Source organism: Promicromonospora sukumoe (assembly GCF_014137995.1).
In the GTDB taxonomy this organism is placed as follows: Bacteria; Actinomycetota; Actinomycetes; order Actinomycetales; family Cellulomonadaceae; genus Promicromonospora; species Promicromonospora sukumoe.
In genome coordinates, this window is sequence record NZ_JACGWV010000001.1 from 1,568,479 (window position 1) to 1,589,628 (window position 21,150).

Genomic DNA, 21,150 nt, shown 5'->3' on the forward strand with positions numbered 1-21,150 from the left:
ACCAGCGGACCTCCGCCGAGCGGACTAAAGTCCACCGCCGCGCCGCACTCCCGTTGACCACAGCACCTCCTGCCAGAACGACCCCCGCCGTGGCAGCAACCGCTGTGCTCAACCCCGCCCCAGCCCCGTCGAGCAGCCGTTGAGCAGCCCCCTTGAGCACAGCGGTTGCTGCCGGCGAGGCCCCCGGGGTGGCAGGAACTGCTGTGGTCAACGCCGTCGCCGTACCGCCCGGGGTCACACGCCCTGACTGCGGTACCAGCGGATCTTTTCCCGCAGGCGCTCCTGCTGGACGCGCAGCGCGTCGATCGACTCCTGCACCCGCCGGTCGTGCTCGTCCAGCAGCGCGACGCGCGCCGCCAGGGTCGCCTCGTCCAGCGACAGCTCGGCGTAGCGCTTGAGGTCCGCGATCGGCATGCCGGTGTCGCGCAGGCAGTGCACCAGGTCGAGCCAGCCCAGGTCGTCCTGCGTGTAGGCGCGGTGCCCGCCGGACGTCCGCGCGATGGGCCGCAGGATGCCCTCGCGCTCGTAGTACCGCAGCGTGTCGATGCTGAAGCCCGAGACCTCGGCGGCCTGCGCGGGCGAATACGTGATCATCCTCAGATCCTCCCCTTGACCTGGAGCGCGCTCCAGGGATTTCGCTGCTCCCATGACCACACCTGCCATGACCACCACACAGCACGCCCCCGCCGAGCGCCTCGTGCTCGGCGCCATGACGTTCGGCACCGCCGTCGACGAGACCACGGCCTTCGAGCTCCTGGACCGGTTCGTCGACGCCGGCGGCCGCTGGATCGACACCGCCGACTGCTACGCCTTCTGGGCCAGCGAGTCCGGCTACGGCGGGCAGAGCGAGGAGGTGCTCGGCCGCTGGCTCGCCGCCCGCCCCGGCATGCGCGACCGCGTGCTGCTCTCCACGAAGTTCGGTGCCGAGCCGCGTGACGCCGCCGACTGGCCCGCCTCGCGCACCGGCCTCTCCGCCGCCGCGGTCCGCGCGCAGCTCGCGGGCAGCCTGCGCAGGCTCGGCACCGACCACGTCGACCTGGCCTGGGCCCACATGGAGGACCGTTCCGTCCCGGTCGAGGAGACCGCCGACGCCTGCGCCGCCCTCGTGTCCGACGGCCTCACCGCCCGCATCGGCACCTCGAACCACCCCGCGTGGCGGGTCGAGCGGGCCCGCAGCCACGCCGTCGGGCAGGGGAAGGAGCCGTTCGGCGTGGTCCAGCACGCCTACAGCTACCTCCAGCCGCGCCCTGGCACGCTGACGGGGAACCACCGGTTCGGCTGGCTGGACGACGAGCTCGTCGACCTCGCCGCCGTCGAGCACCTGGACGTCTGGGCGTACACGCCGCTGCTGTCCGGCGCGTACGACAACCCGGCCAAGCCGATCCCCGAGGTCTTCGACCACCCGGGAAGCACGCGGCGGCTGGCGGTGCTCGACGACGTCGCGGCCGAGCTCGACGCGTCCCGCGGCCAGGTGGTGCTGGCCTGGCTGGCTGCCCGCGGCATCCACCCGATGCTCGGCGGCAGCAAGCCGGCCCAGCTCGACACGGCGCTGGCGGCGCTCACCCTGCCCCTCACTCGCGAACAGGCGACAAGGCTGAGCGAGGTGGACGTCACCCCACCCGCCGCCTGACCCGTTGAGTGCTGGATATTCGCCCTTCGGAGCGTTCCGGGAGGGCGAATATCCAGCACTCAACGAGGCCGGCTCGGGCGGGGTAGGTCAGGCGAGGTCGATCGTGACCGGCTCGAACGGGGTCGCGACCGGGTAGCTGCCGCCCCACAGCTTCGCGCCGTCCTCCGTGAGCTCGACCTGCGCCCAGGTGAGGCGGGCGCCGTCGGCCGAACGTTCCGGGGCGCCGGCCAGGCGGAACGCGACCGTGCGCACGTCCGACTCGCGGTCGCGGATCGACATGGTCCAGTCCGCGCCGCCGTCGGCCGGGGCGTCGACCTCGATGTCGGCGACCTCGCCGACGAACGAGCCGAAGTGCCCGATGAAGATCACGGAGCCGGTGAACGCGAACGTCGAGGAGTCCGCGGACACCTCAGGAGTACGTTCCGGGTCGAGCGGGAAGTGGAACGAGGCGCCGCTGCCGCCCACTGCGTCGTCCTGCACGATGCGGCCGCCCGGCGCCCCCATCACGTACATCAACAGGCTTGCCTTGATCTCCCAGTCCAGATGAGCCACGCGAGAACCGTACTCCTACCTGGGGATACGTACCGCTTCGTTCCGTGCACGACGACGGCGCCGCACCCGGGCGGGGCGGCCGCGTCGCCGCCCGTTCACGGCCGTGTCGCCGGGCCGACGGCGGCGGGTCTTGCCCCGGTCACCGGGCCCGTCCAGGCTCGGCCGCATGAGGACCACCCCACGCGGCGTCGTCGCCGCCCGTACCGCAGCAGCCCTCGCCGTGACCCTCGTGGGCGCGCTGGCCCTGGGCGCAGCCCCGGCGTCCGCCACCCCGGCCGGTCACCACCACCGCACCTTCGACCTCCAGGCCCACCGCGGCGGCATCGCGCTCACCGTCGAGAACACGCTCCCGGCCTTCGACAACGCCCTCGCGCTCGGCGTCAGCACGCTGGAGCTGGACGTGCAGATCACGCGGGACGGGTACGCCGTCGTCACGCACGACCGCGACCCGAGCCCCGCCAAGTGCGTCGACACCGAGCCGGCGTTCCCGGGCGACCCGCAGTTCCCGTACGTGCCGAACAAGACGTACATCAAGGACCTCACGCTCGCCCAGGTCCGCACGATTGACTGCGGGTCGCTGCGCCAGCCGCAGTTCCCCGGGCAGGAGCTGCACCCGGGCGAGCGCATGCCGCTGCTGTCCGAGGTCCTCGCGCTGGTCAACCGCCACCGCGCGCACCAGGTCATGCTCAACATCGAGACCAAGGTCGAGGCGGGCGCCCCCGAGCAGACGGCGCCGCGCGAGCAGTTCGTGCAGGTCGTCGCGCGTGAGGTCCGCAAGGCCCGGCTGGTCGACCAGGTGACGATCCAGAGCTTCGACTGGGGCTCGCTGATGCGGATGAGCGAGGTCGAGCCGCGGTTCGGGCTCGTGGCGCTGACCAACGGCCAGCAGTTCCTCCAGGTCGGCGTCGACGGCGCGTCCCCGTGGCTCGGCGGCCTGGACATCGACGACTTCCCGGGCTCGATCCAGCAGAAGTTCGTCGCGGCCGCCGCCTCCTTCGGCGCCGACGCCGTCTCGCCCGTGCACGGCGACCCGCAGGGTGGTGGCGTGAACGACCCGGGCTACGTGCCCTTCACCACGCCCGAGCTCGTCCGCGCCGCGCACCGCGCCGGGATGGACGTCGTCCCGTGGACCGTCGACGACCGCGCCACGATCGAGTCGCTGATGGACATCGGCGTCGACGGCCTCATCACCGACCGCCCGGACCTGCTGCGCACGATCATGGCGGAGCGCCACCTCAAGCTCCCGAAGCGCTACTGACCCACCCCCTTCGTTGAGTGCTGGCTATTTGTCCTTTCGGTGCGGCCGGAAGGACAAATAGCCAGCACTCAACGAGGGTGCACGTCCAGCTAGTGCTGCTTGAACTTGACCGTGCCGATCTCCGGGTCGTAGTCGTACGTGCCGGTGAAGCCCCAGTTGATCCAGCCGCCGTCGCCCTTGTTCTTCACGGTGCCCGACGTCATGCCGATCACGTCCATGCCGTCGACCGTCGCCAGGTGCACGAACCCGAACAGGTTGCTGAACGAGAAGTTCCCGAAGTCCTTCACGACCAGGATGTTCTTGTCGGGGAAGGCCGCCGAGTACTCGTCCAGCAGGGAGTGCACCCGCTCGGCCCGGTCCTTCGGCACGTCACCGTCGTAGTCGGTGCCGGGGTAGGTGCCCTCGGTGAACTTGGGCGACTTGTTGTCCACGTACTGCGCGCCGACGTCGTGCTTGGAGTCGGCGTTGGCCGTCGGCGGGTCGGAGAAGTCGTCGCTGTAGTAGTCGGCGGGCTGCACGAAGTCCTTGGCCCGGCACTGCGGGGCGGGCGACATGGTCTGCTTGTTGCCGTCGACGTCGGTCACCTCGAACGACGACTCCGACAGCGTCCGTTCCTCGTCGATCTGCGTCCACGAGGCCTTGAACAGGTCCAGGCCCTCCCAGGTCAGGCCCATCTCGCCGCCCTCGCTGACCTTCGTGGCGTCGTAGCTCAGCTCGCGCACGTTGGCGTAGTCCTCGGCGGAGTCGTACAGGGTGCCGCCCGACGAGTCCTCCCCGTCGATCTCGACGTCGTCCTTGATCAGGTTGCCCTCCCGGTCGCGGGGGAAGACCTCGTCGATCACCGGGCCGAGCTGCTCGCGCAGCTCCGGGTACTGGTTGAAGTCGATGATGAGCTCCCGCTTGGACAGGGTGCCCGCCTCCTCCGACTTCTTGTACCCGCCGCCCACCGTGAACCCGTACGGCAGCGCAACGGACACGTCGATGCCCGCCTTGTAGAGGGTCCGCATCACCTGGTCGTCCATCGAGATGATCAGCTTGGCCGGCTTGCCGTCCTTGTCCCAGGAGACGGTGGTGCTCGTGGTGCCCTTCCACTCCATGCCCACCTGGCCGCTGCCGCTGCCCGAGCCGGAGCTGGTCGGCTTCCCGTCCGGCCCCTTGGTGAACGGCTGCTTGCCGCCCAGCTTGGCGCCGATCAGGAAGCCCCCGATGTCCGACGACGTGTACGTGGCCGACCGGCTGCCGTCCGAGAACCGCCGGTCCTCGATCTGGATCTCGCCCTCGTAGCCGCCCTCGATGCTGCCCTTCAGCGAGAACGCGCCGAGCTCGCCCTTCATGCTCAGCCCGCCCTTGAGCTTGACCTTCTTGATGTCGCTGTCGGCCTCGGCCAGCTCGTGGTGCTCCGGCTCCTCGCTGCGCAGGTCCTCGGCGCGCTCCTGGTCGCTGTGGTCGCAGTGCACCGCCGGGATCGTGCCCGCGGTCCAGCAGTACGGCTGGTTGGCGTTCACGCTGTCGTACTTCTTGTACCAGTCGATCCAGTCCTGGGCCTTCTGCATGTCCGCGAACTCGTACGTCTTGTCCTTCGCGTACCCCGTGATGCCGGCGATGTCGAAGCTGACCGGCGAGCCGCCCACGTCGCTGCCGCTCAGCCCCGCCCCGGTCTCGACGCCGCGCAGCACGTGCACGCGGATGCGCCCGTCGCCGAGCTTCTCGATCAGGGTGCCGTTGCTGCCGCCCCACCGGAAGAACAGGAACTGGATCTTGGTCTCGTCGACGTGCCCCGTCGCCTGTACGACGCACGGCGGCTCGATCGAGCCGTACTTCTCGGAGACGCAGTTCGCCAGCTCGCCCGCGCGGGCCGCGCGCTCCCGGCCGGGCCCCGACTCCTCGTAGGCCGCCCACTCCTCCTCGCAGCCCTTCGGCACCGGCCACTCCCGGCAGCCGATCTGCACGCGCGGGGGAGCGTCCTCGTCGAGGTCCTCGACCGAGGGCGTCGCGTTGACGCAGCTCGGGTCCTCCGGGTCGTCCTTCGGCCCGCCCCGGGTGCCGGTCATGCAGTCGACGAAGTCCCCGATCTCGTCCTCGGGGTACACCTGGTCCGCGGGGTCGCGCTCGCCGTGCCCGGCGGGCCCGTGCTCGGTCAGGCAGGGCTGCGGCACAGGGGTCCAGACGCAGTCCACCTGCACGACGGCGGTACCGTCCACCTCGTCGAACGTCACGTCCGAGGCACACGAGCCCGACGGCGGCCCGTACTCCTCCCCGGGGCCGGGCTCACCGGTGCCGTCGTCGTCGACGCAGTACTCGACGCCCTCTTCCTTGACGATCGGGTCGACGGCGCACAACCACTGCTCGCCGATGTCCGCCGCCACCGGCGTCGCCGCCGCGAACACGATGCCGACCACCAGCAACAGCAGGCCGATCACCGCGACGTACTCCGTCAGCGCCTGCCCCGACTCGTGCTCGGGGCGCCGGCGACCGCCCCGGAGACGGGCACGGCGGCGACGGTCCCCCTGGACGCCTTCGCTCATCCCCTCAAGGTAGGGACGCCGCGGGCGGGTCACGACGGCCCGGCGACCCAGTCACGCGCCCAGAGAATCCTGGGGCCGTGGGCCCAGATCTGGGGTCTGACCTGCGGTCAGGCCCCGGCAGCCTGGTCTGTCCCTGCCGCGGCCGCCGTGTCGTGCTCGCCGGCCCCGCTCGTACCCGCTGCCCGACGGCGCTCGCGGCGTCCGCGGGCCAGCTCCGTCGCCAGGGCGTCGAGCGGCTGGGCGAAGGTGTCCTCGAAGCGGGCCAGCCAGGCCCGCGCGGCGGCGGTCCCGGCGTCGTCGACGGCGTAGAGGCGGCGCGTGCCCTCGGCGCGCACCCGCACCAGGCCGGCCTCGCGCAGCACCTTGAGGTGCTGCGAGACCGCCGGCTGGGTGATGCGGACGCGCGCCTGGAGCGCGGCGACCAGGGCGCCCGCGGGCTGCTCGCCCGGCACCAGCAGCTCCAGCAGCCGACGCCGGACGGGGTCGCCGAGCGCCTCGAACACGTGGGCCGGCGCGGTGTCGAGGGCGCCGGCCCCGTCCCCGGCCTCGCCGCCGGGCCGCCGGGCGACGGCCGGCACTCAGGCCTCCGGCTGCGTCGTGTAGAAGGCCACGGTGCGCTCGGCGGCGGCGCGCGCCTGGTCGGCGTCCTCCCCGGAGGCGATGGCGGCGTCGGCCCAGTCCGCGCTCGCCAGCTTGACGAACTCGACGCCGACGGGGGAGAGGGTCCAGTCCTGGAACTCGGTCGCGTCGTTGGTGGAACGCGTGGCGAGGTGCAGGCCGAGCCCGACCAGGCCGAGGTCCCAGCCCACGCCGACGGCGCCGGGGCCGTACTGGGTCCAGAAGTCGGGGTCGACGACGGCCTCGTGCACCAGCTCCAGCGTCGTGCCGCCGTCGGCCGGGCTCAGGGAGACCCGCACCCAGGAGACCTGGCCGCCGAACTCCCAGGTCACGGCGAAGCTCTCCGGACCGTCGCAGCGCTCGACGACGCCGCCCGCCTGGCCCTCGAACTGGTAGCGGCCGCCCACGGTGAGGTCGCCGCTGACCGGCAGGAACCAGCGGGGGAGCCGCTCGGCGGTGGTGAGGGCGTCCCACAGGTCGTCCTGGTCGGCGGCATAGGTGCGGCGGGCGACGGCGATCTTGGTCGGGGCGCCGTCCCGGCTGCCGTCGCGGACCTCGCGTGTCATGAGGCCGGCCGTGGCGACCGGGTCGATCGTGTTCGTGCTGGTCATGATCTCTCCTTATATAAGCGGGTACTTATTTATCTCACACGACGCCGCCGGTCGCAAGCGAGGTCGGTCCGTTGCCGCGACGCCGTGCGCCCCGGGATAAAAAGTGTGCCAAGCGCATCGCGCCGCGAGTGTCGGTGGCGCGGGGTAGGTTCCGAGCATGGCCCCGAGCACGGCCCCCGAAGCGGCCTCCAGCAACCCCGGTCGCATCGCGGTGGTGCCCGCCACCGCCGACCGGTTCGACGACGTCGCGCGCGTCCTCAACCCGAACGGGCGCGAGCAGGCGTGCTGGTGCATGCACTGGCGTGCGCCCGCCAAGGAGGACGTCACCACGCGGGGCGAGCGGCTGCGCGACCTGACGGGGCAGGAGCCGGCTCCGGGGATGCTCGCGTATCTCGGTCCGGGTTCGGGCACTGGCTCGGGCACTGGCTCGGGCCTGGGCGCCGGCTCGGGCGGGGCGGGATCTGAGCCGGGATCGAGCCCGGGGGAGAACCCCGAGGTCGCCGGCTGGCTCGGCTTCTCGCGCCGTTCGGCGGCGCAGTCGCTGCAACGGTCCCGCGTGCTGCCGACGGGGGAGCCCGAGACCTGGCCCACCACCTGGGTGTTCATGTGTGTCACCGTGCGCGCGGGCTTCCGCCGGCAGGGGGTCGCCCGCGCCCTGCTCGACGCCGGCGTCGCCTACGCCGCGGAGCACGGGGCGACGGCGCTCGACGCCTTTCCCGTGGAGCCCGAGGCCGGCCGCCGGGTACCGGTGAGCGCGGCGTTCGTCGGCACGGTCGCGATGTTCGAGCGGGCGGGCTTCGACCGGCTGGCGCCCACGGACGCCACGAGCGGCCGGCTGACCCGCTGGCACATGCGGCGAGAGCTCACCGCGGCGTGAGGGCTCCTGCCGTGAGCGCGCGGCGCGCGGGCCGCCGTCGTCCGGCAGACGCCGTCGTCCCGGACGCGCTGCCGGCGAGCCGCCGGCCCAGGACCTACTCCTCGACCGGCACGACCACGCACAGCTCGAACGTCTCCCGGCCCCGGCGCAGCAGGTAGCGCGTCCGGTCCGCCGTCGACTCCGAGGCGTTCTCGTCCTTGAAGCTCCAGCGCACGTCGACCCAGAGCAGCGCGTCGCCCACCTGCTCGACCGCCTTGATCTCCGGCACGGCGGCGACCAGCCCCTGGTCCCGGTAGTCCGCCAGCATGCCGCCGAGGCTCGTGCGCGCCGCCTCGGCGTCGGGCAGCACCTCGGACCGGTCGGCCGACACGATCACCGACGGGTACGCGAGGCTGTCGGCCAGGGTGTCCAGGTCGCCCGAGCCGATCGCGACGCCGTGGCCGACGAGGAACGCGAGCAGGTCGTCGTGGTCGTACGGGGTGCTGGTCATGCCCACACGCTAGACGCGCGCCGCCCGCCCCACCACCTCGTTGAGTGCGGGCTATTTGTTGCATCTCACGGCCAGATCCAACAAATAGCCCGCACTCAACGAGGCGTCAGCGGGAGGCGTGCACGATCGCCTGGGACAGGTCCGCCCAGAGGTCGTCGACGTCCTCCAGGCCGACCGACAGGCGGACCAGGTCCGCGGAGATGCCCGCCTCCTTGCGGGACACCTCGTCCATGATCCGGTGCGTCAGCGACGCCGGGTGCTGGATCAGGCTGTCCACGCTGCCCAGGCTCACGGCCGGGGTGATCAGCCGGACGGCGGAGACCAGGGCCACCGGGTCGGCCGACGTCTCGAACGACACCATGGCCCCGCCGATGCTCGGGTAGTGCACCCGGGTCACGCGCGGGTGGTCGGCAAGACGGCGCGCCAGCTCCGACGCCGTGGCGGACGCCCCGCGCACCCGCACCGGCAGCGTCGCCAGGCCGCGGAGCAGCTCGTACCCCGCCATGGGGTGCAGCATGGCGCCGGTCACGAACCGGATCTGGCGCAGCGACCGGGCCATGTCCTCGCCGCAGGCCACCACACCGCCCATCACGTCGCCGTGCCCGCCCAGATACTTCGTGGCGCTGTGCAGCACCATCGTGGCGCCCTGCTCCAGCGGCCGCTGCAGCACCGGCGTGGCGAACGTGCTGTCCACGAGCACGGGCACCGGCGCGCAGGCATCGGTCAGGGCACGCAGGTCCACCTCGTCGAGCGTGGGGTTGGCCGGGCTCTCCACGACGACGAGCCCGGTCCGGGCCGTGATCGCCGACGCCGCGTCCTCGGGCGTCGCCCACGTCACCGAGGTGCCGAGCAGCCCGGAGTCGAGCAGGTGGTCGGTGGTCCCGTACAGCGGCCGGACGCCGACGACGTGCGGCCGCCCCGCCGCGACCTGGGCCAGCAGGCACGCCGACAGCGCGGCCATCCCGCTCGCGAACGCGACGGCTGCCTCCGCGCCCTCCAGCTCGGCCAGCGCGTTCTCGAAGCGCCGCACCGTCGGGTTGGCGACGCGGCCGTAGACGGGCGGGCCGCCGTCGTCGTGCCCCTCGGCGAACTCGTCCAGACGCGTGGCCTCGCCGACGACGTCGTACGACGGGTAGGTGGTGGACAGGTCGATCGGCGGGGCATGGAGCCCGAGCGCGGCGAGGTCGTCCTTGCCGGCGTGGACGGCGCGCGTGGTCCAGGAATGCATGCTCATGGGTGACTATCGGCATTCGTCCTGTCCGACGGCGTCCCGGCGTGCTAGATATTCGGCCCATGACCCAGAACGTGCTCCTGGATTCGGTGGACCGCGCCCTGCTGATCGAGCTGCAGAACGACGGGCGTCTCTCCAACAAGACGCTCGCGCAGCGGGTCGGCGTCGCGCCGTCGACCTGCCTGGCGCGTGTCCAGCGCCTGCAGAACGCCGGCGTGATCCGCGGGTACCACGCTGCGATCGACCCGGCCGCCGTCGGACGGGGGCTGCAGGCCATGCTGATGGTGCGCCTGACCACCCATTCCCGGCCCCTGCTGGGGCCGTTCGTCGAGTGGGTGCGCCGGCTGCCGCAGACCCGGGCCGTGCACCACGTCTCGGGCCCCGACGACTTCCTGATCACCGTGGCCTGCGCCGACACCGACGAGCTGCAGCGCCTGGTGCTGGACTTCACGGCTCGCGGCGAGGTGGGCCGGGTACAGACCGACCTGGTGTTCTCGTCCTGGACCTGCGGCCCGGTCACCCCGGCGGAGTGACCCTGCGACGTGTCAGACGTACAGGCCCCTCGGGGGACCTGTACGTCTGACACGTCGGGTGTCGGTCAGAAGGCCTGCGCCAGGAGGTCGGCGAACAGGGCGTCCGCGTCGACGTCGAGCCCCCGGGCGGTGAACCAGTCGCACACGGTGCGGCAGTCGCGCAGCAGCACGTCGCTGGAGAACGGGTTGGCCGCCAGGTCCACGACCTGCGGCAGGTCGATGATGACCAGCCGCTCGCCGTCGGCCAGGATGTTGTACGGCGACAGGTCGCCGTGCGCGAACCCGAGCCGGGCCAGCACGGACATCCCGTGCGTGAGCTGCTCCCAGTACGACTCCAGCAGGTCGTCCGACGGGCGCACCCGGGTCAGGCGCGGCGCGGCGACGGCCTGGGTGCGGCCCAGGTCGTCGGTCTCCTCGGTGCCGATGAACTCCATCAGCACCTCGGTCCCGTCGATCTGCACGGGGTACGGCACGGGCGCGCCCGCCGACCACGCCTCCCGCAGGGCGACGAACTCGGCGTCGGCCCACTGGGTGGCCGACACCGCGCGACCCCAGGCGGACTTGCGGTCCTCCATGGCGCGCTGGTCGCGGGTGCGCCGCACAGTGCGGCCCTCGGTGTACTCCGAGCCGCGGTGGAACTGGCCGTGCTCCAGGCTGCGGTACCGCTTGGCGACCAGCAGGCAGCGCGTGGCCGCCTGGTCGAGCGTCAGGTCCGGCCCGCCGTCCGACGACGCGTCCGCGCCCGCCGGGACCGCGCGCTCCACGAGGAACGCGTCGGCCTCCTTGCCGGTCTTGAGGATGCCGAGCTCGGTGTCGATCGCGGCGTCCCTGGTGACGACCCACTCCGGCAGGGGGGCGGGTCCGCGCTGCCCCTTGGCGACGGATCGCCAGGTGGACCAGCGCTGCCCGGGGCCGGGCTGGGTGGGGTCGTGGTCGAACGGGTCGTGGTCGACGTCGTACTCAGGCGTGCTGAGCTCGACGGCGGAAGGGGCCGTGTCGAGCGGACCCGGGTACGGGCCCTCGAGGTCCTCGCGGGTGACCTGGCCGCGCCGGGTGGACCGGCGCTCGGCGTCGGCCGACCGCTTGTCGTACTGCTTGCCGCCCTTGCTGGCTGCGTGGATGAGGGCGGACGTGGGTGAATCAGGAAAACGGGGCAAGTCGGTGCTCCTTGATGCTGGAGCATCGCCGGATCAGCCCCGGGTGCTCCTGGTGACAGTGGCGTCTGCTGCCGCGAAGGCAGCCGCGCGAACGACGTCGTCCATCACTGCCTCCTCCCTGTCCGCACCGTGCTCGAACGCACGTGCCGGAGCTGTTTCTCCTGCTTTGAGCTGGCCGGTCAGCGAGCGCCTCAGGGGTAGACCCGGTGACCGTGCGCCGAGCATGTCACGCCCTCTGAGCGCGGCGCACCTGTTTTTCCAGATGTGTCAGACGTACAGGTCACCGGGGTGACCTGTACGTCTGACACGTCCGGGGGAGAGGTCGTCAGTTCCAGGGGAGGACGTCCTCGAAGGACTGCCACAGCGAGTCGCGCACGTCCTCGGTCGTGTCCTGGACGCCCTGCTCCAGGTCGTCCTGGATCTGCTCCCGCTGCTCCTGGAACGAGTCGCGGGCGTCCTCCGTGACCTGCTGCGCGTAGCCCACCACGCCCTGGACGGCGATCACGATCACCCAGACGACGACGGCCAGCCAGAACGGCCAGGTGCGGCCGCCGCGGCGCTGGCGCACCGCGCGCACGAGGTTGACGAGGGCGGCCGTGATGATGCCGAGCAGCGGGATCGAGAGCTCCGCCAGGCGCGGCGCCCACTCCGGGTCGAGGCTCAGCGCCGCGACCCCGATGTCGCCGAGCGCGGCGAACAGCGGCAGCTCGGCGGCGCTGGGCATCACGTCGAAGCCCGGGATGAGGCGCACGAGCTGGTAGACCGCGATCGCCATCAGGATGCGCGGGATCCAGCCCAGGATGGCCGCCACGGCCCGCATGCCGCCGTCGGAGTCCCGGTTCCTGTCGCTCCGCGAGTCCCGGGACGGGTCCCGGTCGTCCCGCCGCGACGGGAGGGCGTCCCGCTCGTCCCGCCCCGGGAACCCCTGGGCGGGCGCGGTCGGCTGCACCGGCCCGGTCTGCTGCTGCGGGTTCGGCGGCACCGGCCCCGTGGGCCGCTGCGGCTGCGTCGTCGGCCCCGCCTGCTGCGCGGGAGCGGGCGCCTGCTGGGTCGGCGGTCCCGGCCGGAACGACGGCGCGACCTGCGTCGCCTGCTGCTGCGTCGCGTGCGCGGCAGGAGCAACGGCCGCCACCCGGGCAGCAGTGCCCGTGGTCTGCCGGCGCGGCGTGGACGTCGTCGGCGTGCCGGGCAGGGGCAGGCCGTGGCGCTGCCGGTAGGCGGCCCAGCCCTCGAACGTGTCGGAGTAGCCCTCCGGCGTGAAGGCCGGGGCCCACCGCATGGCGGCCCACAGGTAGTCCTTGATCTCGACGGGCGCGCGCCCGCCGGCCCGCTGCGCCCCGACGGCGGCCAGGTACGTCGAGATGACGGCCTCGGCCGCGCCGTCGAACCCGTCGCCGTGCACCTGGTGCAGCCGGCCCATGAGCTGCTGGTCGTAGACCAGGTTGGTCATCGGCTCGCCGGGCTGGACGGGGTTGCTCGCGAGCATGCTGGTGGGCGCGACCGTGGCCGCCGCCCCGCTGCCCGTGAGCACCTCGGTGACCAGGCCCCGTTCGATCGTGGTGGCACCGGCCGCGGCGAGCAGCGCGGGGTCGAGCCGCGCGCTGTCGCCGGCGAGCTGCGCCACGGTGCGCGACAGGTTGTGCAGCGGCGGGCGGTCCTCGGGTCGGTGCCGCGTCATGGCCAGGACCAGGGGCAGCAGCCGCTGGTCCACGGGCCCGACGTCGGCCGCCGTCAGGTCACGCCCCGCGAAGTTGAGGTCGTTGGGCAGCTGGCCCGTGGCGATGAAGATGAGCAGCAGACCCAGGCTGTAGACGTCGGAGCGGGCGTGCGGCTTGCGCACGAACAGCTCGGGCGCCATGTACGAGATGGTGCCCGCCGCGTGCGTCGACGTGCTGGTGCCGTGTCCCTTGGCGATGCCGAGGTCGATGAGCACGTTCCGGTCGGGCGCGGCGATGATGTTGGCCGGCTTCACGTCCCGGTGCAGGAAGTGCTCCTCCTGGAGCACCGCGAGCGCGTCGAGCACGTCGTCGGCCACGCGCAGCACCTCGTGCACCGGCAGGGGGCCTTCGGCGGCCAGGCGCTGCGACAGGGTGGGGCCCGGCACGAGCTCCATCGCGAACCACGGCGTGGGGGACTCCAGGCCGGCCGCCACGAGCTGCGGGAACCCGCGCCCGGCCAGCCGGTCCAGCAGCGCGGCCTCGCCGACGAACCGGTCCAGCGAGCCCGGCTCGGTGTTGGTCAGCACCTTGAGGGCGACCTCCCCGCCGGGACCCATGGCCCGGTACACGTGCGCGAACCCGCCGTGGCCCAGCGAGTCGCCGAGCTGGAACTGCCCCAGGACCTCGCCCGTCGCGGGGATGCGCGGCGCGGTCGGGGCCCCGGAGCCGGTGTACCCGGCCCCCGAACCCGTGTAGCCACCACCAGCAGCACCCTGCCCGACGGCGCCCCCGTGGCCGACGACGCTCGTCGGCGCCAACCCGCCGGTGGCCCCGCCCGTGGTCCCGGCCGGGCCGGTCGGCCCGCCGGGCAGCACCACGCGCGTGGGCGCGGTGTGCGGCGGCACCGGTCCGGTGGCCGCGGGCGGCGGCTGGACCGCCCGCGTGGCCGGCGTCGGTACGACGGCGGTACGGTCGCCACCCCCGGCCGGCTCTCCGGCAGGGCGTGGGGCCGTCATGCGGGTGGTCTCGTCGGACAAGCAAGGACTCCTCAACAGTGCTCCGGCAGATGCCGGATGGACGTGAGAAACGCTATCAGCGTCGTGCCGTGCACCGGCGCCGGAGTGCCCGAGCCGTGACCTGCCGGATCAGCCGTTCCCGCCGGGCAGCGCGTCCTCGAGCTGGTCGCCGATGCTCTGCTCGACGCTCTCGGTCGCGTTCTGCTTGGCGTCCTCGACGCCCTTGTCGATCTCCTGCTGCACGGCGTCCTTGGCGTCCTGCTTCGCGTTGTCGACGCTCTCGTCCACCGAGTTCTGCACGTTCTGCTTCACGTTCTCCGTGGCGTCCTGCGCGTAGCCGACGACGCCGCCGACGGCGAACACCACGATCCACGCGACGACCGCCAGACCGTACGGCCAGATCGCCAGCGACGTGTTCAGCGACCGGATCGTGTTGAACAGGCCGGCCAGCGCGATGCCGAGCACCGGGATGGTGAGGTTCGCTGCCTGGTCCGACCAGTCGGGGTTGAGGTTGAGCATGCCGAGCACGCCGTCGCCGATCCCGCGGAACAGGGGGAACTGCGAGACGTCGGGCATGACGTCGAACCCGGGGATCAGCCGGACGAGCTGGTACACGCTCAGCGCGAGCAGGATGCGCGGGATCCACGCCAGGACGGCGCCCGCCGCGGAGCCGCCGCCCCGGGAGTCGTCGCCCCGGTCGCGGCGCTGCGGCGTCGGCTGACCGGGCTGACCCGGTGCGAAGGCGCTCATCCGCTGGGTCGCGTCATACGATGACGGGGCGCCGGGCTGCCCCGGGCGAGCGGGTGGTCGCTGGATCTGTGTCGGGTCGGCCGCCGGAGGAATACGGCGGGTGGGCTCGTCGGACACGCAAGGGCTCCTCGGTTGTGGTCCCGGATTCGACACCTGTTTGCGCGAGAACCTACCAGGTGGGGTGAATGCCCCGTTGGGGTGGCCGGTGAGCCGATCATGGCCGACCCTTGCAACGGGGGCGAACCCACGCTATGCCGCCTACCCAGGAACTTCGGAGGAAACGCATGAGCTCTGACACCGTGCCCCGCTGGCCCCGGATCGACGCGATCGTCCGGGAGGACGGCTCAGGCGAGGTGACGATCGACGGGACGTTCCACCCGATCGCCGCCGGCAGCCTGGAGGAGGCGCGGGTGGAGGTCCTGCGGCGGGTCACGGAGAACGCCGTGCAGATCGGCCGGCCCGTACGAGCCTCGGCGACCGGCCCCGAAGGGCTCTGGAACCTGATCGTGCACCCGGACGGCACGGTGGTTCCGGAGGAGGAAGAGGTCGCGGCGCAGACGCCGCAGGCCCCGCCGGTCGCTGCCCCGCCTGTCGCCGCCCAGCCCGAGCAGCGGCCCGAGCCCGTTCGCGAGCAGCGTCCCGAGCCGCTCACCGACCCCCTGACGGGCCCGGGGACGATCCCGGCCCCGGCGTTCGAGGGTGTCCCGGTCGCCGACCTGGCCCCGGGCGGCAACCACGCCGGCGAGCAGCCTGCCGGTCCGGAGGCGGCCGGCGTGGAGGCGTCCGGTGCGGAGCAGGCAGACCCGATCGACACGGACACGGTCCGCCGGGCCCCCCGGCCCGCCGACCAGGCCGACGCCACGGACCCGGGTTCGCCGGCCGACCAGGCGGCGGCACCCGACCAGGGCGCCCCCGACGCCGCCACGCCCGACCAGGGCACGTCAGCGGGTGGGACCGTCCCCGTCCACTCCCACGGCAAGGGCACCGACGGCGCCGGCACGAACGGCGCGGAGACCAACGGCGTCGGGGCGCACGGCAGGAACGGTTACGGCACGAGCGGCTACGGCACGGACTCGTACGGCGGCGGCGACCAGGACGTCGCCGAGTGGGTCCGCGACAGCGCGGCGCAGGACCTCCCGGGCAGTGCCCCGGCCGAGGCCCCCGGCGACCTCCCGGCGAGCGGCCCGGCAGGCCCGGCGAGCCAGGCCCCCGTGGACGCGGTACCCACGGCGGGCTACCCCGGCCCGGCCGGCTACACGAGCTCCGACGGCTACACCGGCCCGGACGACTACAGCGGCCAGGCGGGCTACGCCGGCTACCCGGGCCCCGACGACGGGTCCGCCCCGCCGTCGGGCCCCACGCGTGCCGTCGAGGGGGAGGCGCCCCGCTCGCGCCGTGAGGCGCGCCAGTCGTTCCTCACCCACCAGCAGGACGAGGACCCGGCCACGCAGGGCTTCCGTGGCTTCCTGACCCGCATGGGCCTGCGCGTGGGGCCGAGCGAGTCGGAGCGCGCCGAGCGGGCCGACGAGCGCGCCGTGAGCCAGCACTGGCCCGGGCCGCGCACCATCTCGATGGTGAACGGAAAGGGCGGCGCGGGGAAGACGCCGTCGACGGTGCTGCTGGCGGCTGTTTTCGCGCAGTTCGGCGGCGCGGGCGTGGTCACGTGGGACAACAACCAGACGCGCGGGACGCTCGGCTGGCGCACCGAGCAGGGCCCGCACGAGTCCACGCTGCTGGACCTGCTGCCGCAGACGGACCGCCTGCTGGGCCCGTCGGCGCAGGCCGCCGACCTCGCGCGGTACGTGCACCACCAGACGCGCGACCGGTTCGACGTGCTGCGGTCCAAGCCGATAGCGATGGCGAACGAGCAGCGGATCGAGCCGCAGGACGTGGACGCCATCCACTCCGTGCTCTCGAAGTACTACCGGATGATCCTCATCGACTCGGGCAACGACGAGTCCGACCCGATGTGGCAGCGGATGATCGACCTGACCGACCAGCTCGTGGTCGCCACCACGACGCGCGACGACCACGCGGAGGCCGGGGCCCTGCTGCTGGAGGCGCTCGGCACCCGGGACGGGCGGTCGGCGTACCTGGCGCAGCAGGCGGTCGTCGTCGTGAGCCAGGCGGACCCGAAGGAGTCCTCGGGCGAGCTGGAGCAGGTCGCCGACGGCTACCGGTCGCTGGCCCGCGAGGTCGTGACCATCCCGTTCGACCCCGCGATGGTGGACGGGCACCTGCGCTACGGCGCGCTGCGCCCCGAGACCCGGCGCGCCTGGCTCGCCGCGGGCGCCGCCGTGGCCGGCGGGCTCTGAGCCGGACGCCGAGCGAGCGTCCGAGCGAGCAACGACGTCCGGCCCCCGCCCTCAGCGGGCAGGGGCCGGACGTCGTCGTCGGGCATCTGGGCGAGAAATCAGCCCGGGAAGAGCGCCAGGACCTGGTACCAGACCGCCATGGTGTCGTAGCCCATCTCGTTGAGCAGCGCCCAGACGATGCCGATGATCGCGTACAGCGACACGGGGATGAGGAAGATCCACTCGCGGACCGACCCGGCGTCGCCCAGGATCGGGATCGACAGGTTGCCGCCGGACCGCCAGATCATGTCGAGCTCCACGCCGCGCCCGTCGCGCATCCAGCGCGGGGAGCGGAACTTCAGCGGCCACAGCAGCGGCACGCCGTTGGTGGTGATCATGTCGCCCAGGATGTGCACGGTGCAGCCGAGCGCCACGCTGAACGGCATCCAGAACCATTCCTCGGGCGCGAAGATCGCGATGAGCACCGCGAGCGTGATCGACGTCGTCCACGGCAGGAGCTTCGTGTCCCGCGTGATCTTCAGCGCCTTGAGGGCGAACGAGACCAGCAGCACGCACATGATGCCCGGCCCGATCAGGATGGCGCCGATCTGCTCGTTGCCCGTGTCGATGCTCAGGAAGCTGAGCCCCCACGCGATGAGCGTGAACACGGCGATGCCGAGGATCGAGTGCGTGCCCTTGCGGTGCCCGCCCGAGAGCGCCTCGATGACCTTGACCACGCCGTTCGAGACCGGCTTGAGCGAGTTGGCGATCGTGCCCGAGTGATGGTCGGCGTCGGGCAGCAGCGCGGCGCCCGCGCAGACCAGGGCTCCCGCTATCACGCCCGTGTCGGTCACCGGATACCAGCCGAACGCGATCGGCGTCGACGCGGTGACCGCTACCCAGGCCGCGGCTCCCGTCGCGGCGTGGTTGCCTCCCATCATGGTGGTGTGCGCTCCAGTTCCCGGGGTTTCCCCGACTCGTCAGACATACAGGCGGAAGGCCGGGTGAACGACCTGGTCAGGGTGCAGTTTGCCCAGGTGTGTCCCAGCCGCGGCAAACCTTAGCGCGGGCCACCGACACGGGCAGGAACGACGCGCCCACGCACCTGATCAGGCCAGACGCACCCGACGTGTCAGACCCTCAGGTCCCCGGAGGGACCTGAGGGTCTGACACGTCAGGGGAGGGAGAGCGTCAGGCGCCCGTCACGTACGCGTAGTGGTGGAAGTGCTGGTCGCGCACGAAGCCCTCGGACTCGTACAGGCCCTGTGCGGCAACGTTGTCCCACGCGGTGGCCAGCGAGACCCGGATGGCGCCGGACTCCTTGGCGAGGCGGGCCGTCTCCTGCACCAGGGCGCGCGCCGCGCCCGTCCCGCGCGCGGCGGGGGAGACGAACAGGTCGTTCAGCACCCACGACCGGCTCAGGCTCACCGACGACCACGTCGGGTAGCTCTGCGCGAACCCGACGATCCTGGCGTCCTCCGCCGGGTCGGCGCCCTCCACGGCCACCTCGGCGACGAGCAGCACGCTGTCGCCCGCGTCGCGGCGGGCTGTCAGGTAGGCCCGCGCCTCGGCGTCGGGTACCTCCTGCTCGTAGAACCACAGGTACTGGCGGAACAGGTCGACCACGGCGTCGACGTCCTCGTCGGTCGCGGGGCGCACATCAACAGACACGAAAGTGATCATGTCAGGCAGACCGGGGTTGACGCCATGATCTTCCGCGATACCGAAAAAGGTACAGAACTGGTAAAGGGTCGTGTGTGCCGGAACAGGGTGGGTCGCGGGACGGTTGACCAGAGCGATGAACACCCAGCCACGCTTGTCCGTCCTTGACCTCGTGCCCGTCCGCTCGGGCCAGACCAGCGCCCAGGCCCTGTCGGCCTCGCTCGACCTGGCGGCGCTCGCCGACCGGCTCGGCTACGAGCGCTACTGGTTCGCGGAGCACCACAACATGGCCGCCGTCGCCGCCTCGTCGCCGCCGGTCATGATCGCCGCCGCCGCCGCGCGCACCTCCCGCATCCGCGTGGGCTCCGGCGGCGTGATGCTGCCGAACCACGCCCCGCTGGTGGTCGCCGAGCAGTTCGCGGCGCTGGAGGCCGTGGCCCCCGGCCGCATCGACCTCGGCATCGGCCGCGCCCCGGGCAGCGACCCCGTGGTCACCTCCCTGCTGCGCGCCACGGGCCCGACGGCGGACGTGGACCGGTTCCCGCAGCACGTCACCGACATCATGGCGCTGATGGAGCCGGACGGCGCTCGCCTGCGGCTGGTCTCGGGCGACATCTACGACGTCCGCGCGACGCCTGCCGCCGGGAGCGTGCCCACGGTGTGGCTGCTGGGCTCCAGCGACTACTCGGCCCGCCTGGCCGCCGAGCTCGGGCTGCCCTACGTGTTCGCGAACCACTTCTCCGGGCAGGGCATGGACCAGATCCTGGCCCTGTACCGCGACGGCTACCGGCCGTCGGAGGAGCACCCCGAGCCCCGCACGTTCGTGACGGTCAACGCGGTGGCCGCTCCGACGTCGGACGAGGCGCACGACCGCGCCCTGCCCCAGCTCCGGCAGATGGCCCGGCTGCGGTCCGGCCAGAAGCTGGGCCCGCTGGAGACGGTCGAGGAGGCGCTGCGCGCCACGGCCGACGAGCCGGCCGACGGCATGATCGCCCAGTCCATCGAGGCGATGCGCACGCGCTGGCTGATCGGCGACGCCGCCCACGTGGCGGCCGAGGTGCGCGGGCTGGCGGAGCGGCACGGCGTCGAGGAGGTCATGCTCGTGCCGGTCGCCGGGTCGCGGGACGGCGAGCCGCTGGACGCCACGTTCGGCCGCACGCAGACGCTGGAGCTGGTGGCGGAGGCGCTGAAGGTCTGACGGCGCGAGCGAGCAAGGTACGGGGTGCCGGGTCGGAGACGACCCGGCACCCCGGCGTCGTACCCAGGGGTTGTGCCGCGGGGTTGTGCCGTCGGGGGAGCGGGTGCACAGTGGGAGCACCCAACCAACTCGTTGGTTGGCCCGTCGAACCGAGGAGCCCCCATGTACGCCGTGCCCGACCAGACCGGCCGCACCGTCGTCGTCACCGGTGCCAACAGCGGCACCGGCCGGGAGGCCGCCAAGCGCCTCGCGGCCGCCGGCGCGCGGGTGGTCCTCGCCGTCCGCAACCCGGAGAAAGGGGCCGACGCCCTCGCCGAGGTGCTCGCGACCCGCCCCGACGCGCAGGCGGAGGTGCGGGTCCTGGACCTCGCCGACCTGGCGTCCGTGCGGGCGTTCGCCGACGGGCTCGCGCGCGACCTCGGCCGGCTCGACACCCTCGTGAACAACGCGGGAGTGATGGCCCCGCCCCAGCGCTACGAGACCGCGGACGGCCACGAGCTGCAGTGGGGCACCAACTTCCTGGGCCCGTTCGCGCTGACCAACCTGCTGCTGCCGCTGCTCCTGGCGGCGCCCGCCCCGCGCGTCGCCACCATGAGCTCCGGCGTGGCCAACCGGGGGCGCATCGACTTCGGCGACCTCGACTGGGAGCGCCGCCCGTACCGCACCTGGGCCGCGTACGGGCAGTCCAAGCTCGCCGACATCCACCTCGCGCAGCACCTGGCGCACCTGGCCGGACGGCGCGGCTGGGCCCTGGTCAGCACCGCGGCCCACCCTGGCTTCACCCGGACCAACCTCCAGGTCACGGGCCCGAGCATGGGCAAGGAGACGCCGGTGCGCTGGTCGCCGGGCAGCATCCTGCCGTCGATGGACGCCCCGGAGGGTGCCGGCTCGATCCTGCTGGCAGCCGCCGACCCGGCCGCCGCCTCCGGCGGCTACTACGGGCCACGGTTCGGCCTGGTCGGGGACCCGCGCCCGGCGCGCCTCGTCCGGCGTATGCGCGACGACGAGACGGCGGCCCGGCTCTGGGCCGTCGCCGAGGAGACCACCTCGACCGCCGTCCCGGCCCGCTGACTGGCGTGATGACTAAGGT

19 protein-coding genes are annotated in these 21,150 nt (G+C 72.8%); 7 read left to right on the forward strand and 12 right to left on the reverse strand.

Going from position 1 to position 21,150, the window contains the following annotated elements:
* Positions 1 to 234 precede the first annotated feature (234 nt).
* Entirely contained in the window at positions 235 to 594 is a 360-nt protein-coding gene (locus FHX71_RS06945) for a MerR family transcriptional regulator (protein WP_182615020.1), read from the reverse strand.
* Positions 595 to 646: 52 nt separating this feature from the next.
* Here FHX71_RS06945 and FHX71_RS06950 point away from each other — a divergent pair, with 52 nt between their 5' ends.
* Positions 647 to 1,630 carry an aldo/keto reductase gene (locus FHX71_RS06950; RefSeq protein ID WP_246402283.1) on the forward strand — a complete coding sequence of 328 codons (984 nt, stop codon included), beginning with the start codon at positions 647 to 649 and terminating at the stop codon, positions 1,628 to 1,630.
* Positions 1,631 to 1,717: 87 nt separating this feature from the next.
* Here FHX71_RS06950 and FHX71_RS06955 read toward each other — a convergent pair whose 3' ends face one another.
* Positions 1,718 to 2,182, reverse strand: coding sequence for an HtaA domain-containing protein (locus FHX71_RS06955; protein ID WP_182615021.1), 465 nt, complete (start codon positions 2,180 to 2,182; stop codon positions 1,718 to 1,720).
* A gap of 166 nt (positions 2,183 to 2,348) precedes the next feature.
* Between FHX71_RS06955 and FHX71_RS06960 the strand changes: the two genes are divergently transcribed.
* Complete coding sequence (locus FHX71_RS06960) at positions 2,349 to 3,440, forward strand: glycerophosphodiester phosphodiesterase family protein (protein ID WP_182615022.1); 1,092 nt, start codon at positions 2,349 to 2,351, stop codon at positions 3,438 to 3,440.
* Between the two features lie 89 nt (positions 3,441 to 3,529).
* On the opposite strand, the gene FHX71_RS06965 is transcribed toward FHX71_RS06960, so the two are convergent.
* The 3 genes from FHX71_RS06965 to FHX71_RS06975 form a co-directional block, all read right to left on the reverse strand.
* Positions 3,530 to 5,965, reverse strand: coding sequence for a hypothetical protein (locus FHX71_RS06965; protein WP_182615023.1), 2,436 nt, complete (start codon positions 5,963 to 5,965; stop codon positions 3,530 to 3,532).
* 107 nt (positions 5,966 to 6,072) lie between these two features.
* Entirely contained in the window at positions 6,073 to 6,543 is a 471-nt protein-coding gene (locus FHX71_RS06970) for an ArsR/SmtB family transcription factor (protein WP_312876948.1), read from the reverse strand.
* On the reverse strand, positions 6,544 to 7,194 hold the full coding sequence (locus tag FHX71_RS06975; protein WP_182615024.1) for an SRPBCC family protein: 651 nt from the start codon (positions 7,192 to 7,194) through the stop codon (positions 6,544 to 6,546).
* Between the two features lie 157 nt (positions 7,195 to 7,351).
* Here FHX71_RS06975 and FHX71_RS06980 point away from each other — a divergent pair, with 157 nt between their 5' ends.
* The gene (locus tag FHX71_RS06980) at positions 7,352 to 8,071 is read left to right on the forward strand and encodes a GNAT family N-acetyltransferase (RefSeq protein ID WP_182615025.1); all 720 of its coding nucleotides are present in this window, start codon (positions 7,352 to 7,354) and stop codon (positions 8,069 to 8,071) included.
* A 94-nt stretch (positions 8,072 to 8,165) separates the two neighbouring features.
* Here FHX71_RS06980 and FHX71_RS06985 read toward each other — a convergent pair whose 3' ends face one another.
* Positions 8,166 to 8,561, reverse strand: a complete 396-nt coding sequence (locus FHX71_RS06985) for a DUF6841 family protein (protein WP_182615026.1) — start codon at positions 8,559 to 8,561, stop codon at positions 8,166 to 8,168.
* A 106-nt stretch (positions 8,562 to 8,667) separates the two neighbouring features.
* Positions 8,668 to 9,795 carry a trans-sulfuration enzyme family protein gene (locus FHX71_RS06990; RefSeq protein WP_182615027.1) on the reverse strand — a complete coding sequence of 376 codons (1,128 nt, stop codon included), beginning with the start codon at positions 9,793 to 9,795 and terminating at the stop codon, positions 8,668 to 8,670.
* Positions 9,796 to 9,854: 59 nt separating this feature from the next.
* On the opposite strand from FHX71_RS06990, the gene FHX71_RS06995 reads away from it, so the two are divergent.
* Positions 9,855 to 10,325, forward strand: a complete 471-nt coding sequence (locus tag FHX71_RS06995) for an Lrp/AsnC family transcriptional regulator (protein WP_182615028.1) — start codon at positions 9,855 to 9,857, stop codon at positions 10,323 to 10,325.
* A gap of 65 nt (positions 10,326 to 10,390) precedes the next feature.
* Here the strand turns inward: FHX71_RS06995 and FHX71_RS07000 are convergent, their stop codons facing one another.
* The 3 genes from FHX71_RS07000 to FHX71_RS07010 all read right to left on the reverse strand — a co-directional run bounded on the left by FHX71_RS07000 (position 10,391) and on the right by FHX71_RS07010 (position 14,906).
* Complete coding sequence (locus tag FHX71_RS07000; protein WP_220489542.1) at positions 10,391 to 11,482, reverse strand: serine protein kinase RIO; 1,092 nt, start codon at positions 11,480 to 11,482, stop codon at positions 10,391 to 10,393.
* A gap of 325 nt (positions 11,483 to 11,807) precedes the next feature.
* Positions 11,808 to 14,177, reverse strand: coding sequence for a protein kinase domain-containing protein (locus FHX71_RS07005; RefSeq protein ID WP_182615029.1), 2,370 nt, complete (start codon positions 14,175 to 14,177; stop codon positions 11,808 to 11,810).
* Between the two features lie 108 nt (positions 14,178 to 14,285).
* Positions 14,286 to 14,906 carry a hypothetical protein gene (locus FHX71_RS07010; RefSeq protein WP_182615030.1) on the reverse strand — a complete coding sequence of 207 codons (621 nt, stop codon included), beginning with the start codon at positions 14,904 to 14,906 and terminating at the stop codon, positions 14,286 to 14,288.
* A gap of 284 nt (positions 14,907 to 15,190) precedes the next feature.
* On the opposite strand from FHX71_RS07010, the gene FHX71_RS29115 reads away from it, so the two are divergent.
* Entirely contained in the window at positions 15,191 to 17,221 is a 2,031-nt protein-coding gene (locus tag FHX71_RS29115; RefSeq protein WP_246402285.1) for a hypothetical protein, read from the forward strand.
* Between the two features lie 98 nt (positions 17,222 to 17,319).
* On the opposite strand, the gene FHX71_RS07020 is transcribed toward FHX71_RS29115, so the two are convergent.
* Together FHX71_RS07020 and FHX71_RS07025 are read right to left on the reverse strand one after the other, a co-directional pair.
* Positions 17,320 to 18,138, reverse strand: a complete 819-nt coding sequence (locus tag FHX71_RS07020) for a metal-dependent hydrolase (RefSeq protein ID WP_246402296.1) — start codon at positions 18,136 to 18,138, stop codon at positions 17,320 to 17,322.
* Between the two features lie 253 nt (positions 18,139 to 18,391).
* Positions 18,392 to 18,871: a GNAT family N-acetyltransferase gene (locus tag FHX71_RS07025; RefSeq protein ID WP_312876949.1), complete on the reverse strand. Its 480-nt coding sequence runs from the start codon at positions 18,869 to 18,871 to the stop codon at positions 18,392 to 18,394.
* A gap of 127 nt (positions 18,872 to 18,998) precedes the next feature.
* On the opposite strand from FHX71_RS07025, the gene FHX71_RS07030 reads away from it, so the two are divergent.
* Positions 18,999 to 20,060: an LLM class flavin-dependent oxidoreductase gene (locus FHX71_RS07030; RefSeq protein ID WP_182615033.1), complete on the forward strand. Its 1,062-nt coding sequence runs from the start codon at positions 18,999 to 19,001 to the stop codon at positions 20,058 to 20,060.
* A gap of 162 nt (positions 20,061 to 20,222) precedes the next feature.
* Positions 20,223 to 21,131 carry an SDR family oxidoreductase gene (locus tag FHX71_RS07035; protein ID WP_182615034.1) on the forward strand — a complete coding sequence of 303 codons (909 nt, stop codon included), beginning with the start codon at positions 20,223 to 20,225 and terminating at the stop codon, positions 21,129 to 21,131.
* Positions 21,132 to 21,150: the final 19 nt, after the last annotated feature.